The sequence below is a fragment of the Nitrobacter winogradskyi genome (genome assembly GCF_006539545.1).
Taxonomy (GTDB): Bacteria; Pseudomonadota; Alphaproteobacteria; order Rhizobiales; family Xanthobacteraceae; genus Nitrobacter; species Nitrobacter winogradskyi_A.
In genome coordinates, this window is record NZ_BJNF01000039.1 from 1 (window position 1) to 13,726 (window position 13,726).

Annotated in this window: 11 protein-coding genes; 7 read left to right on the plus strand and 4 right to left on the minus strand. The window is 63.1% G+C overall.

Translation table 11 applies throughout. The annotated features are described in order from the left end of the window. Window positions 1-122 precede the first annotated feature (122 nt). The 3 genes from NWI01_RS08125 to NWI01_RS08135 are packed head-to-tail and all read right to left on the minus strand — an operon-like array spanning window position 123 to window position 5,768. On the minus strand, window positions 123-2,213 hold the full coding sequence (locus NWI01_RS08125) for a 3-hydroxyacyl-CoA dehydrogenase NAD-binding domain-containing protein (protein ID WP_141383378.1): 2,091 nt from the start codon (window positions 2,211-2,213) through the stop codon (window positions 123-125). Between the two features lie 7 nt (window positions 2,214-2,220). Beyond that, entirely contained in the window at window positions 2,221-3,504 is a 1,284-nt protein-coding gene (locus NWI01_RS08130; protein ID WP_141383379.1) for an acetyl-CoA C-acetyltransferase, read from the minus strand. Further along, the gene (locus tag NWI01_RS08135) at window positions 3,504-5,768 is read right to left on the minus strand and encodes an acyl-CoA dehydrogenase (protein ID WP_141383380.1); all 2,265 of its coding nucleotides are present in this window, start codon (window positions 5,766-5,768) and stop codon (window positions 3,504-3,506) included. Before NWI01_RS08135 ends, NWI01_RS08130 begins: the two co-directional genes overlap by 1 nt. Window positions 5,769-6,186: 418 nt before the next feature. On the opposite strand from NWI01_RS08135, the gene NWI01_RS08140 reads away from it, so the two are divergent. From NWI01_RS08140 to NWI01_RS08160, 5 genes are all read left to right on the plus strand, one after another. Continuing rightward, entirely contained in the window at window positions 6,187-8,283 is a 2,097-nt protein-coding gene (locus NWI01_RS08140; protein ID WP_141383381.1) for a methyl-accepting chemotaxis protein, read from the plus strand. A 203-nt stretch (window positions 8,284-8,486) separates the two neighbouring features. Then, complete coding sequence (locus NWI01_RS08145; protein WP_011316169.1) at window positions 8,487-8,702, plus strand: CsbD family protein; 216 nt, start codon at window positions 8,487-8,489, stop codon at window positions 8,700-8,702. 148 nt (window positions 8,703-8,850) lie between these two features. Further along, the gene (gene trhO / locus NWI01_RS08150; protein WP_141383382.1) at window positions 8,851-9,618 is read left to right on the plus strand and encodes an oxygen-dependent tRNA uridine(34) hydroxylase TrhO; all 768 of its coding nucleotides are present in this window, start codon (window positions 8,851-8,853) and stop codon (window positions 9,616-9,618) included. Further along, on the plus strand, window positions 9,611-9,823 hold the full coding sequence (locus NWI01_RS08155; RefSeq protein ID WP_011316171.1) for a SlyX family protein: 213 nt from the start codon (window positions 9,611-9,613) through the stop codon (window positions 9,821-9,823). The genes trhO and NWI01_RS08155 overlap by 8 nt, the downstream gene beginning before the upstream one ends. A 147-nt stretch (window positions 9,824-9,970) precedes the next feature. Beyond that, a complete protein-coding gene (locus NWI01_RS08160; protein ID WP_141383383.1) occupies window positions 9,971-11,287 on the plus strand; it encodes a DUF3422 family protein in 1,317 nt (438 codons plus the stop codon). A gap of 31 nt (window positions 11,288-11,318) precedes the next feature. Here the strand turns inward: NWI01_RS08160 and NWI01_RS08165 are convergent, their stop codons facing one another. Beyond that, entirely contained in the window at window positions 11,319-12,305 is a 987-nt protein-coding gene (locus NWI01_RS08165; RefSeq protein ID WP_141383384.1) for an NAD(P)H-dependent flavin oxidoreductase, read from the minus strand. A gap of 321 nt (window positions 12,306-12,626) precedes the next feature. On the opposite strand from NWI01_RS08165, the gene NWI01_RS08170 reads away from it, so the two are divergent. Both NWI01_RS08170 and NWI01_RS08175 read left to right on the plus strand, forming a co-directional pair. After that, on the plus strand, window positions 12,627-13,253 hold the full coding sequence (locus NWI01_RS08170; RefSeq protein WP_141383385.1) for a DUF2478 domain-containing protein: 627 nt from the start codon (window positions 12,627-12,629) through the stop codon (window positions 13,251-13,253). A gap of 179 nt (window positions 13,254-13,432) precedes the next feature. Next, window positions 13,433-13,720 carry a hypothetical protein gene (locus NWI01_RS08175; protein ID WP_141383386.1) on the plus strand — a complete coding sequence of 96 codons (288 nt, stop codon included), beginning with the start codon at window positions 13,433-13,435 and terminating at the stop codon, window positions 13,718-13,720. The last annotated feature ends 6 nt before the right edge of the window (window positions 13,721-13,726 follow it).

Below are 13,726 nucleotides of genomic sequence, written 5' to 3' on the forward strand. Positions count from 1 at the left end.
TAGAGCGGGATGAGGAAAAGTGTGGTGCGGTTTTCCGCCCGCATCCCGCTCTCGAATATTGGAATCGATCACCTTGATGGTTTTGGATCGATTCGATCCAAAACCATCGTGATCTGGTCGTCTTACTTGAATGAGTCCCAGCCGGGGTCCGGGGCAAAGCGAACGCCGAACTTCTCCGCGAGCCCGCGTAAATTGGCGGCGACATTCTCAGCACCCCGGGTCCGCGCATACTTCAGCGGACCACCCCGGAACGGAGCGTAACCAGTGCCGAAGATCATGGCTCCGTCGACCAGATCGGGATCATCGACGATGCCTTCGCGCAGGCATGCGACGCAGACGTTCGATATCGGCAGCATCAGGCGGTCGATGATTTCAGGCTGCACCTGCACATCTCCGGCCTCACCCTTTTCGGCCTTGCCGTTGCGCCAGTCATAAAAGCCCTTGCCGGTCTTGCGGCCAAGCTCCCCCTTCGCAACCTTCTCGCGCAGCCAGTCCGGCGGTTGCGGAAGGGCGTCGCCGAACTTCGAACGCAGCTCGTCGCCGACGGCGAGGCAGATATCCAGCCCCACCTGGTCGGCAAGCTCGATCGGCCCCATCGGCATGCCGAATTTCTCCGCGGCCGCATCGATCGCCGTCTTGTCGATCTTCTCCTCCAGCATGACCATGGCTTCGAGCATGTACGGCGTCAGCGCGCGGTTGACGAGGAAGCCCGACGCGCTCTTCACCGGCAGCGGCAGCCGGTCTATCGCCCCGACGAACGCCATGGCCTGTTCCAGCACCTGCGGGTCGGCGGCATCATGGCTGACCACCTCGACCAGTTGCAGCCGCGACACCGGATTGAAGAAATGCAGGCCCACCAGACGCTCAGGACGTTGCAACGTGGCGCGCAGCTCCTGGAGCGGAATGCTCGAAGTGTTGGTGGCGAGGATCGCGCCCGGCTTCATCCTTGGCTCGATCGCGGCATAGACCTTCTGCTTCAGTTCGAGCTTTTCGGACACCGCCTCGATGATCAGGTCCGCCTGGCGCACGCCGTCGCCGCTCAGGTCGGGCATCAACCGGTCAAGCCTGTCGCGGATAGCGGTCCGCTTGCGGACGATCTTGCCGTAAAGACCGGCCGCGCGCTTGATCGCGCCGGCGATCGGTTCCGGCTTCATGTCCGCGAGCGTCACCCGGATATCCTGATGCGCGCACCACGCGGCGATGTCGCCGCCCATGGCGCCCGCCCCGATGACGTGCAGATGCTTCACCGTGTTGCCGCTGCCGGCGAGCTTCTTCATCTGCTCGCGGAGGAAGAACACCCGGATCAGGTTCTGCGCCGTCGACGTCACCATCAACTCGGCGAAGGATCGCTTCTCGGCCGCCAGCATCGCGGTCTTGCTGCCGCCGTGCTTCTCCCAGAGATCGATCAGCGCATAGGGAGCGGGGTAATGCTCCTGCGGAGCCGCCTTCGCGGCCTCACGGCGCATTCGCGTGCCGAGAAAGCCGCGAACGGGACCGAGATTCAGCAGCCCGTTGAGCACGCTCGTCCGGCCACGCTTCAGCCGGCCGGCGACCGCATCCTTCACCGCGTTGCGGACGTGGCGCTCCTGCGTCACGGCATCGACGAGCCCGAGCGATTTCGCTTTCCGCGCGTCGATGGTCTTGCCGGTCAGCATCAGCGTCATCGCCTGCATCGGGTTGACCAGCCGGGTAAAGCGCACCGTCCCGCCGAGACCGGGATGCAGACCGAGCATCACTTCGGGGAAACCGAACCGCGCATTGTCGATGGCGATCCGGGTCCGGCATGCCAGTGCCACCTCGAGCCCGCCGCCAAGGCAGAAGCCGTGAATCACGGCGACGGTCGGAATCTTCAGGGCTTCCAGCCGATCGATGATTGCGTGGGCGCGGCCGATCGTCGTCTCGACTTCGCCGGGATCAGCGGCGCCGCGAAACTCGTTCACGTCGGCGCCTGCGATGAAGCCGGAGGTCTTGGCCGAACGGATCACGATGCCGGCTGGAGATTGGTTTTCCAGCACGGTCAGGATCGCGGCGAATTCCTCCATCACCTCCGACGACAGCGTGTTGGCGCTGGAATCCTTGCGATCAAACAGAACCCAGGCCACGCCATCGCTGTCACGGGTCAGCTTGAAATGGCGATAGGAACCGCCTGCGCCGGGTTTCGGCCCGAGTTCCAGCACGCGATCCTGAAGAACGTCCAATACTTTTGAATTCATGACGCCCTCACACCATCTCGACCAGCATGGCGCCGCCCAGCCCGCCGCCGATGCACTCCGTGGCAATCCCGCGCTTCGTGCCGAGCCGCTTCATGGCATTGACAAGGTGCAGCACGATGCGGTTACCCGAAGTGCCGACGGGATGACCAAGGCTGACCGCGCCGCCATCGACATTGAGTCTGGCGCGATCGATCGCGCCGGCGGCGCCTTCGAGCCCGAGTACCTCGCGGCAGAATTTCTCGTCCTCCCACGCGGCGAGGCAGCCGAGCACCTGCGTCGCGAATGCTTCATTGAGCTCCCAGGTCTCGATATCCTGCAGCGACAGCTTGTTGCGCTTCAACAGTTCGGTCGCCGACAGCACCGGACCCAGTCCCATGACGGAAGGATCCAGCCCCGACCACTGACTGTCGATGATCATCGCCTTCGGCTCAAGGCCGTGTTTGATGACGGCGTCCTCTGATGCGAGAATCGTCCAGCAAGCGCCGTCGGTGATCTGCGACGAATTGCCGGCGGTGACCTGGCCCCACGGCCGCTCGAACACCGGCTTCAGCTTCGCCAGCGATTCCATCGAGGAATCAGGGCGCACGCCGTCGTCGTGATCGTAGAATTTGCCGTCGCGCGCGAAAGCGGTTTCCAGCTCGCCTTTCAGCCAGCCTTCGGCCTGCGCCTTCGCCAGGCGCTTGTGACTCTCGACGGCGTAGGCGTCGGACTGCTCGCGCGTGATCCCGAAAAGATGGCCGACCACCTCGGCGGTCTGTCCCATGTTGAGTTCGGTGATCGGGTCGGTCAGTCCGCGCTCAAGTCCGATGACCGGCTTGAAGTAGGGCGGCCGCGCCTTGGCGATCGCCTTTATTTTCTCGACAATGCCCTTGGCGGCGGCGACGCCGGCGAACCAGCGCACGCCCTGCTGCGGCCACACCAGCGGCGCATGGCTCAGCGCCTCCGCGCCGCCGGTCAAAATCAGGTTGGCGTCGCCGTCGCGGATGTAGCGGTAGCCGGTATCCATCGACTGCATGCCCGAGCCGCAGTTGATCTGCACCGTGAACGCCACCATCGCCTCGCCCATGCCGAGCCGCAATGCGGCGACGCGGGCCGGGTTCATCTCGTCGGCGATGACGTTGACGCAGCCGAGGATGACCTGATCGAACGCATCGGGCGCGAACGGCTGCCGCGCCAGCAGCGGCCGCCCGCACTGCACCGCCAGATCGACCGGCGTGAACGGTCCCGGACCGCCGCGCGCCTTCAGGAACGGGGTTCGGCTGCCGTCGATGATATAGACCGGGCGCACCATCAGCCTGCCGCCCTTGTCTCGGCCTGCTCCTGCACGACCTGCACGCTGACGGGCTTCTTCTGGGGTGACAATGCTTCCGGCGCGAAGTCGTCGACCTCGATGACACGGGCCACCGCCTCTTGCGCCTCCTTGTACTGCTCGGCTTCGGCCTGGGTGATGACGCGTTGCCTGACTGCGGCCTCCGCATCGCGCAGGCGCGCCCCGCGCATCCGCTTGAACACGCCCTCGGCGGCGGCGATCAGCAGGAACGCCTTTTCCAGCCGGGCCGGCCCGCCATCATCATCGACGTTCGACAGCCCCTGCGTCAGCCGATCGCGCGCGACGGAGGGCTCCAGCACCAGTTGGGCGCAGGCGTGGATGACCTTGTCGCTCGGACCACGCGCCTGCGCGCCGAGCGGCTGGATCATGAATTTGAGCAGGATAGCGACAACGCGGTTCGGCAGGTTAGCCAGGATATCGGCGAACCGCTGCTCGATGGTGCGGAAACCGGTCGCCATGCACCATTCGACCAAAGCGAGATCGGCCTGCTGACGACCCTCCTCGTGCCAGCGCTTGAGCACCGCCGACAGGAGATACAGTTCGGAAAGAATGTCGCCGAAGCGTGCGGACAGCATCTCCTTGCGCTTCAATTTGCCGCCGAGCGTCAGCAGCGCCATGTCGGCGCATAGCGCGAAAGCCGCCGAATAGCGCGAGAGCTGACGGTAGAATCCGGTCACCGCGCCGGCATCATCCGGCGCGGGCGCGAAGACCCCGCCGCTCCAGCTTCGTCCCCAGGCGCGGGACAGCGTCCTGAAGCTGTGGACGATGTGATCCCAGAAGGTCTTGTCGAAGTTATCGAGGCCTCTAGCCTTGTCCGTGTCGCCGAGCGCATTCATCTCGTGCAACAGGTAAGGATGCGCCCGGATCGCGCCCTGCCCGAAGATGATGAGATTGCGCGTCAGGATGTTGGCGCCTTCCACGGTGATCGAGACCGGCACCCCCCGATAGAGGTTGCCGAGATAATTCTGGGGCCCGTCGATCACCGCCTTGCCGCCATGGATATCCATCGCGTCGTCGATCACGGTACGCAACCGCTCGGTGGCATGCAGTTTCATGATGCCTGAGATGACGGCGGGATGGTGGCCCTCATTGAGCGCGGCGCAGGTCAGCCGCCGCGCCGCATCGATCAGATAGGCCGTAGCGGCGATCCGGGCCAGCGGCTCCTCGACGCCCTCGAATTTCCCGATCGGAATGCCGAACTGTTCGCGGATGCGCGCGTAAGCGCCGGTGGTGCGCGCGGCAAATGCCGCGCCCGCGGCCGACAACGAGGGCAGCGAGATGCCGCGCCCGGCGGCCAGCGCCGTCATCAGCATCTTCCAGCCCTGCCCCAGGCGTTCCTTGCCGCCGATGACGTAGTCGAGCGGGATGAAAACGTCTTTTCCCCAGTTCGGACCGTTCTGGAATACCTGCATCGCCGGCAGATGGCGACGGCCGATCGACACCCCCGGCAGATCGGTCGGGATCAACGCCACGCTGATGCCGAGGTCCTCCTGCGTGCCGATCAGATGATCCGGATCAAAGGCCTTGAAGGCGAGGCCGAGCAGCGTCGCCACCGGCCCCAGCGTGATGTAGCGCTTGTGCCAGTTGAGCCTGAGCCCAAGCACCTCGCGCCCCTCGAACATGCCTTTGCAGATGATGCCGGTGTCGGTCATCGCCGCCGCGTCGGAGCCGGCTTCCGGGCTGGTGAGGCCGAAGCACGGGACGTCGCGTCCGTCGGCCAGACGCGGCAGCCATCTGTTCTGTTGATCCCTGGTGCCGAAACGCATCAGCAATTCGCCGGGGCCGAGGGAATTCGGCACCATCACCGTGACCGCGGCGACTAGCGAACGCGATGAAATCTTCCGCACGACTTCCGAATGCGCATAGGGCGAAAATCCGAGGCCGCCATGCTCGGTCGGAATGATCATGCCGAAGAATTTCTTCTGCTTGATGAAGTTCCAGACTTCCGGCGGCAGATCGCGCCATTCCCAGTTGATCTTCCATTCGTCGAGCATGGCGCACAGTTCGTCCACCGGCCCGTCGAGAAATGCCTGCTCGTCCGCTGTCAACGTCGCCGGCGGGGTATCGAGGAGCTTCGACCAGTCCGGATTGCCGGTGAACAGATCGGCATCCCACCAGACATCCCCCGCTTCCAACGCCTCGCGCTCGGTATCGGACATCGAGGGCAACACACGGCGCGCCCAGGAGAAGATCAGCTTGGAGATCATGTCACGGCGAAAACTCATCGCAATGTCCTCTTGTTCGGGTAATCGACGCCGTCGAGCTGGTTCGGGATTGCTACAGGCAATGATCCTACACCTATAAGGGGAATATCTTTAGAATAGGGAAAGGCCGGCTTCATTTCATGTTTCATATAAAATTGAACGAAAAATGCCCCGCAGAGCTTGAGGGATCAAGCGCAAGGCCTGGTTGCGAGACGACGGCTGCTCGCCTCTATTGGTAAAATTTTAATCCTGTCCTCCGAAGATACCGCAGATTCGAACGGTTCATGTGTTCGCGCCCGCGAGGCTTTCTCGCCACCCCGCCGCGCATCAAAGCACGACGTCCTGACTCATCTTGCTGAGAGACCAAATCAATGACTGGCTCTCGATCAACAGAGAACGGTTGATCGGCAGTTTTACCTGCATCGGAAGGATCCGAATAATGAAGGCGAAGATAAGCGTTATATTGCCCGCGATCGTCTCCGCGCTCGTCATGATAGGCGCGCTTTCCGCCGGAATCATGGCCTATCAGGCATACGAACAGCGCCAGCAATCCGAAGCATTTCTCGAAGTGAACCACATCTCGCAATTGCTGCTGCGAAGCTCGGGACAATGGGCGGTGGAGCGCGGATTGACCAACGCGCCGCTCATGTCGCCCGATGCCATGCCCGCTGAACGCCGCCCTCAGATTCTTGAAGCACGGCAAACCGCCGATCGCGCATTTTCGGAGGCAGCTCAACTTCTGCGCGGACATCCGGCGATGAAATCCGCGGAATCCCGGGTCTCGGAAGCCGAGAGCGCTTTTCAGGCGTTCGTCGGGTTTCGCACGCGCCTCGACGAGAATCTTCCCAAGCGGGGATCGGAACGAAGCCGGGAGGTCGTGGAGAGCTTCGCGCCGACCATCACCAGGCTGATCGAGATTTCCGGCAACACGCTGCGGCTCACGCTGGAAACGCTGACGCGTCCACCCACCGCGGCTCTGACGCAACTTGTCAGTCTGCGTCATCTGACTGCGCAGATGGCGGAAAACGCCGGACGGGAGCGCGCGCTCTTCGGAGGAATTGTCAGCTCCCGCGCCGGGATTTCCACAAGCAGCTTGCGGACCATCGCGCGCTCCCGCGGAAATGTGGAGCTGGCGTGGGAAACCATCTCGCCAATCCGGATGCGCGCCGACCTGCCGACAAAAGTCTCGGATGCAATCTCCGGCGTCGAGAAGGATTATTTCCAGCGCTACGGCCAGACTCGCGACGCCGTGTTCGCGGCATCCGAGACAGGTGAATACAAGATCAGCGGCAACGACTATGTCGCGCAGGCGACGACCGCGATCAATTCAATACTCCGGCTGGCCGATGCGGTGGGAGAGGCCGCCGACCAGGAGGCGGCGAGGGTAGCCTCGGACAGCCGGTCCCAACTGCTCAGCTCCGCCCTGATATTGCTGGGCTGTATCGCTCTCGCCTTTATCAGCTTCTGGATCGCGTTCTCGCGCATCCTGCGGCCGATGGCGGCGCTGACGGCAGCCATGGGTGAACTTGCGAAAGGCAACTTTGCCGTCGTCCTGCCCGGACTGGAGCGCAAGGACGAAATGGGCGACATGGCGCGCGCGGTCGAAACCTTCAAGATCAAGGCCGAGCAGAAGGCGCGCGATGAAGCGGAAGCCAAAATGAAGCAGGATCAGTTGGCCGCGCAGCAGCGCAAGGCGGACATGCATCGGCTCGCCGACGGTTTCGAAGCGGCGGTCGGCGCGGTGATCCAGACCGTATCCTCGGCCGCGACCCAGTTAGAGGATTCGGCGACCGCCCTGACCCAGACGGCCGAGCAAACCCACCAGCTCTCCTCCGCCGTGGCGGCAGCCTCCGAGGAAGCGACGGTCAACGTTCAGTCCGTGGCTTCAGCAAGCGAGGAAATGGCGGCTTCCGTGAACGAGATCAGCCGGCAGGTGCAGGAAGCATCGAGGATCGCAAGCGACGCGGCGCAGAAGGCCCATCGCGCCGACCAGCGCATCAATTCGCTGTCGCAGGCGTCCACGAAGATCGGAGACGTGGTTGAACTGATCAATACGATCGCGAGCCAGACCAATCTCCTGGCCCTCAATGCAACCATCGAGGCCGCTCGCGCAGGTGAAGCCGGCCGTGGCTTTGCCGTCGTGGCGTCTGAAGTGAAGGCGCTGGCCGAGCAGACCGCGAAAGCCACCGCTGAAATCGGCCAGCAGATTACAAGCATTCAGTCGGCGACCAACGACTCCGTCGATAACATGAAGGAGATCGGCATCGTCATCGGCAGGATCGCCGAGATTTCCGCCACGATCGCTTCGGCCGTCGAAGAGCAGGCGTCCGCCACTCAGGAAATATCCCGCAACGTCCAGCAGGCCGCGGCCGGGACCTCGGAAGTGTCCTCCAATATTATCGAGGTGAGCAACGGAGCTTCCGTGACGGGGAGCTCCTCCACGCAAGCCCTCGCCGCGGCGAAGTCTTTGGCCGGAGACACCGACCGCCTCAAGCAGGAGGTCGAGAAATTTCTCGCAACGGTCAGAGCCGCCTGACACCTGGCGGCGCAGGGCCTTCGCGGTCCGTAGCATCTCGATGCTAACGTAAACCATGAGCGGATTGGCCGATCCGCTCATGAACGTTCTCTTCGCAATCTTTCCCGGATTGAAGGCGGAACGCCACCAGCATTTCCCTCGCTGGAACCCTTCAACGCGCCGCACGTTATGTCGCTGCAGGCTGACGTTAAGGAGAAAAACTCATGGGTTCCACGACCGACAAGATCAAGGGCACCGCCAACGAAGCAATCGGTAAGGCCAAGCAGGTTATCGGCGAAGCCACCGGTTCGGAGAAGCTTCAGGGCGAAGGCGCGATTCAGGAGCTCAAAGGCAAGGGCCAGAACGCGCTCGGCGACGCCAAGCAGGCGACCAAGGACGCTGCCGACAAGGCCGCCGCCACCATCAACAAGAATCTCTGATCACCAAAACATGTAATGACGTTCGGATGTGAACAGGCCGGCCCTTTGCGGGCCGGCTGTTCTGTGCGGCTCAGTAAAAGATAACAACTCCCGGTCCCTATAAACTGAACGGGTTTCGCGACGCGACGCAGGCTGCTAAAGACGCCTCATGCTCAAGGTCGCCGCTTTTTATCAGTTCACGCCGCTGCCGGATTTTCGCGCCTTGCGCGAGCCGCTGCGCGGGCTGTGCGCGGCACGCGCCATCAAGGGCTCGATCCTGCTCGCCGCCGAAGGCATCAACGGCACCGTCGCCGGAACGTTGGATGCGGTCGATACGCTGGTGTCGGAATTGCAGACCGGCGCACTGTTCTCCGGCCGACTGAATAATCTCGAGCTGAAATTCTCTCAGGCGTCGGCGATGCCGTTTGCCCGGCTCAAGGTCCGGCTGAAGAAGGAGATCGTGACGCTGGGCGATCCCGCGACCGATCCGACCCGCGCGGTCGGCATCTATGTCGATCCTCAGGACTGGAATCAACTGATCGCCGCGCCCGGCATGCTTCTCCTCGATGTCCGTAATGACTTCGAGGTTGTCATGGGCAGCTTCGAAGGCGCGGTTGATCCGCAACTCGCCTGTTTCGGACAATTCAAGGATTTCGCCGCGCAAGAACTCGATCATCGAAAGCACCGCCGGGTCGCAATGTATTGCACGGGCGGGATTCGTTGCGAGAAGGCAAGCTCCTATCTGCTGTCGCGCGGATTCAAGGAAGTCTATCATCTCAGGGGCGGCATCCTGAAGTATCTTGAAAAGATTCCTGAAAGTGAGAGCCGCTGGCGAGGCGAATGTTTCGTATTCGACGACAGAATCGCTCTCGGTCACGGACTGAAGGAATCCCGGCAGGCGAGCTCGGTAATGGACGGAGCGCCGCACGATGACTGACGAGACGTTCGCGGACCGCATCGACGCGCTGGAAATGCGCGCAACGTATCAGGAAGAGGCGATCGAGACGCTGAACCAGGTCGTCACCACGCAGTGGAAGCAGATCGACGCGCTGATGCGACAGATCGCTGAAATCGGCGAGCGCCTGCGGGAGGCTGAAGCCGCGCGGCCCGCCCCGGCCAATGAGCCGCCACCGCATTATTGAAGCGGACGCAACCCGTTTTCTCCCGCATCGCCGTTGATCGGCGGCCGTTCTGGGATTATCAGAAGGCGCAATACCACGCATCGCCGCCGCGGTCGTTTCTCACGCCGCCGTCAACAGTAAAAAGCGACGCACGCCGGAAAGGATCGCATGAGCGCGGAAGTCTCGATTGGGGACGCGGAGGCCGCCCGGCTTGCTCCGCACCCGCTCCGCAACGCGATCCTGGGCGAACTCCACGCGCGGCCTTTCACGGCGCTGACCGTTCCGGCTAGGATCCTGCATTTTGCGTTCGATACCGCCGGCGAGCGCGGGCACGCCGACCGCGTCAACCTCGCGAAATTCTGCGCGGCGCGCGGCCTTCCCGTGCCGACCTTCTCCGAACGACACTATCGCGTGGCCTTCGGCACCACCGCGCTACGGTGGGAGCAACATTCCGAGTTCACGACGTATACATGGGAGCTGCCGTCTCCCACCGACGGCATTCCGTTTCACCCACCCGCCGCAGCGCTGGCAACCCCAATGCAGCTCGTGCCGCAGCCCGGGCCCTTGCTCGTCGCCATCGACATGCATGTGCTCGCCGACGGGCCCGCCGTTCAACCGCCGGAGCGGCTGTTCGAGCGAACCAGCCTGGCGCTCGCCGAAAACAATGACGGCGCCGCGATCTACGCCACGGACTTCCAGCCCGATCCGTCCGGCTTCGTGCGAATCCTGGTGGTCGATCGTAAGCTCAATCCCGACCGCGCCGGCGCGCTGGCGCAGCGCGTGATCGAAATCGAGACCTATCGCACGCTCGCCTTGCTCGGCCTGCCCGAAGCGCAGCGGCTCTCGCCTTCGATCAGCGCGGTCGAGCAGCGCCTCGCCGAAGTGACCGACAAGATGCGCAATAGCGGCAATCTGGCGGACAACCGCCACCTGCTCGATGAACTCACGGCGCTGGCCGCCGAGGTCGAGGCCGGCGCCGCGGCCAGCGTCTTCCGCTTCGGCGCCAGCCGCGCCTATTATGAGATCGTGCAGCAGCGGCTGGCCACCGTCGGCGAACGGAAGGTGGCCGGACTGCCGACGTGGAGTTCGTTCCTGGCGCGGCGGATGGCGCCGGCGATGCGGACCTGCGTCACCACGGAGGCTCGTCAGGAGAGCCTCTCGCTCAAGCTCTCGCGCACCGCCAACCTGCTGCGCACACGCGTCGACGTCGAACTCGAGCAGCAGAACCAGGAACTCCTGAAATCGATGAACGCCCGCACCCGGATGCAGCTCCGGCTGCAGACCACGGTCGAGGGGCTGTCAGTCGCGGCGATCACCTATTATGTCGTCAGCCTGTTCGGCTATATCGCCAAGGCGCTGCACGAGTCCGGAACGCTCGCGATCAAGCCGGGCCATCTGACCGCGGCCTTCATTCCGGTGGCGGCGTTCACGATCTGGTCGATCGTGCGCCGCATTCGCCACAAGCACATCGGCCACGACGGCTGACTCCCCGCCGCATTTCGTTCCTATATCCGCGCTACGCCGCCCTGCCCTCAAGCAGGCCCGTCAGGCGCTGGCGGATGATGCGCTCCGCACCGTTCACGATGCGCTCGATCAGCTCCTTGCAGCTCGGCACATCATGGATCAAGCCCGCCGTCATGCCGCAGCTCCAGGCGCCGGCATCCACGTCGCCTTCGATCATGACCCGGGGATAGATGCCGGCGACCTGCTCGATAATATCGTCGATCCTGAGGCTCTCGCCTTTCTCGCGCTCGATCTCCATCAGTCTCTCGACCTTGCGGTTGTTCAGCACGCGCTCGGTATTGCGCAGCGAACGCATGATCAGCCGGGTATCGCGTTCGGAGGCCGCGACCAACGCCTGCTTCACATTATCATGCACCGGCGCCTCCTTCGTCGCGATGAAGCGTGTGCCCATGTTCATGCCGTCGGCGCCGAGCGCCAGGGCGGCGACCAGGCTGCGCGCATCCGCCATGCCGCCCGACGCCACGAAGGGAATCCTGAGTTCGTCGGCCGCGCGCGGCAGCAGGATCATGTTGGGGATGTCGTCCTCGCCGGGATGACCGCCGCACTCGAAGCCGTCGACGCTGACCGCATCACAGCCGATCTGTTCCGCTTTCAACGCGTGCCGCACCGAGGTGCATTTGTGGATCACCTTGACACCGGCGGTCTTGAGCGCAGCCATGTAGGCTTCCGGATTGCGGCCCGCCGTTTCAACGATCCTGACGCCGCTTTCCACGATCGCGTGGATATATTCAGGATAGGGCGGCGCGGTGAAGGCGGGCAGAAACGTCAGGTTCACGCCGAACGGCCTGCCTGTCATATCCCGGCAGCGCGCGATCTCCTTTGCCAGCAATTCCGGCGTCTTCTGGGTCAACCCGGTGATGATTCCGAGCCCGCCCGCGTTGGAGACGGCGGCGGCCAGCTCCGCGAAACCAACATAATGCATCCCGCCCTGGATGATCGGATGCTCGATGCCGAACAGTTCCGTAATGGCCGTTTTCACATAAAGCTCCCGATTCGATGGCCGACGCTTTCGGCATGCTCACACCCGGCAGTCTATCCGGCAAGCTGGATTCGGCGTGTCCGGATTGATGCCATGGCCGGCCTATCCCGCGGTCACTTGACAGGCCGCCACAGGTCGGTTTCACTTGCTCTCATATTGTTCCACGACCTGCCTGTCGCCGATGAGGCAGCGTCCATTGCTGATCGTGAGGCCGCTCTGAAGCAGCACCTGCGGCTGTCTCCGCGCCTGATGTAAAGGCCGCGGGCCGGAAAATGAGCGACAACGAAAACCGGACAGCGATCAAGATCAAGAACTCAGGACATGGCTGACGCAGAAGAGGAAACGATGGAGCAACGCCGTGCTCCCCACATTTCTGCCGGGTCCGGCCCCGACACGAATCCGATCGGGGTCGTGGCCTATGATGATGGCCTTGTCAGGGATGCTCTCATGGCCCAATGCGCGGCCGACCTGGCCACCTCAGGCTACAGGCTCGGAGGCATCGTCCAGTCAAATCCGCACCGTGAAGGCCGGCGACGATGCGACATGTATGTCAAGGATCTGCTGGGCGGCGATGAAGTCAAGATCTCGCAGGACCGCGGCAACGAGGCGAGGGGATGCCGGCTCGACCAGGATGCGTTCGCGCGCATCGATGCCTGGATCGAGCGGGCGGTGCTCGAACATGTCGATCTGCTGATCATCAACAAGTTCGGCAGGGAAGAAGCCCAGGGCCGGGGGCTGCGCGCGGTCATCGCCGAAGCCTTGATCGCCGATATTCCGGTCATCATCGGCGTTTCCTCGCAGAACCTTGCGGACTTCCTGGCGTTCGCCGGAGATTCCGCCACGCGTTTGAGCCCCGACACCGAGGCGATGACGGCCTGGTGCCGCAACGCGATCAAACGGCGCGCTCAGGATCAGTGCGAGCAGGGACTCCCGCCGGTGGGCGCATAACCGACCGGCAGAAAGGCGGCTGGCTGGATGAACTGGAAAAGGCTAGTCTTTCGTTCGGCGTCCGTTTGGTAGAGTACGAACGGCGTCATGCCGCCGCCAGCCTGCACCCATGGCTTCGAACGGCACCAGATTAATCAGCAACCACTTCATTCCCTGGCGCAAACAGATGAAACGACGCGATGGATGATAAGCAGATCCTCCAGAATGCCACTCGCAGTGCAGCCCAGGCGGGCATGATCACGCTTGTGTTCGAGAATTTCACCGCCCAACTGATCCGATATGTCCTCAGCGGATACCTTCTCGATGATACGTCTCTCATGACCCTCCGGGACAACTGCATCCGCGATCTCAAGAACTCCGCGATCACCGGATTGCCGTTGGATGACGAGGCGGAAATCTTCAGGCAGGCCGTCGAGAACGCGGAGAAGCTGCTCGACGCGGCGATCACCAGAGGACGGGACATCTAGAGCGGA

What these genes read in the sequence shown, in the direction of transcription:
- NWI01_RS08140 (WP_141383381.1), top strand. Translation starts at nt 6,187, where the DNA reads ATGAAGGCGAAGATAAGCGTTATATTGCCCGCGATCGTCTCCGCGCTC.
- NWI01_RS08170 (WP_141383385.1), top strand. Translation starts at nt 12,627, where the DNA reads ATGGCTGACGCAGAAGAGGAAACGATGGAGCAACGCCGTGCTCCCCAC.
- NWI01_RS08160 (WP_141383383.1), top strand. Translation starts at nt 9,971, where the DNA reads ATGAGCGCGGAAGTCTCGATTGGGGACGCGGAGGCCGCCCGGCTTGCT.
- trhO (WP_141383382.1), top strand. Translation starts at nt 8,851, where the DNA reads ATGCTCAAGGTCGCCGCTTTTTATCAGTTCACGCCGCTGCCGGATTTT.
- NWI01_RS08175 (WP_141383386.1), top strand. Translation starts at nt 13,433, where the DNA reads ATGGATGATAAGCAGATCCTCCAGAATGCCACTCGCAGTGCAGCCCAG.
- NWI01_RS08155 (WP_011316171.1), top strand. Translation starts at nt 9,611, where the DNA reads ATGACTGACGAGACGTTCGCGGACCGCATCGACGCGCTGGAAATGCGC.
- NWI01_RS08130 (WP_141383379.1), bottom strand. Translation starts at nt 3,504, where the DNA reads ATGGTGCGCCCGGTCTATATCATCGACGGCAGCCGAACCCCGTTCCTG.
- NWI01_RS08125 (WP_141383378.1), bottom strand. Translation starts at nt 2,213, where the DNA reads ATGAATTCAAAAGTATTGGACGTTCTTCAGGATCGCGTGCTGGAACTC.
- NWI01_RS08145 (WP_011316169.1), top strand. Translation starts at nt 8,487, where the DNA reads ATGGGTTCCACGACCGACAAGATCAAGGGCACCGCCAACGAAGCAATC.
- NWI01_RS08135 (WP_141383380.1), bottom strand. Translation starts at nt 5,768, where the DNA reads ATGAGTTTTCGCCGTGACATGATCTCCAAGCTGATCTTCTCCTGGGCG.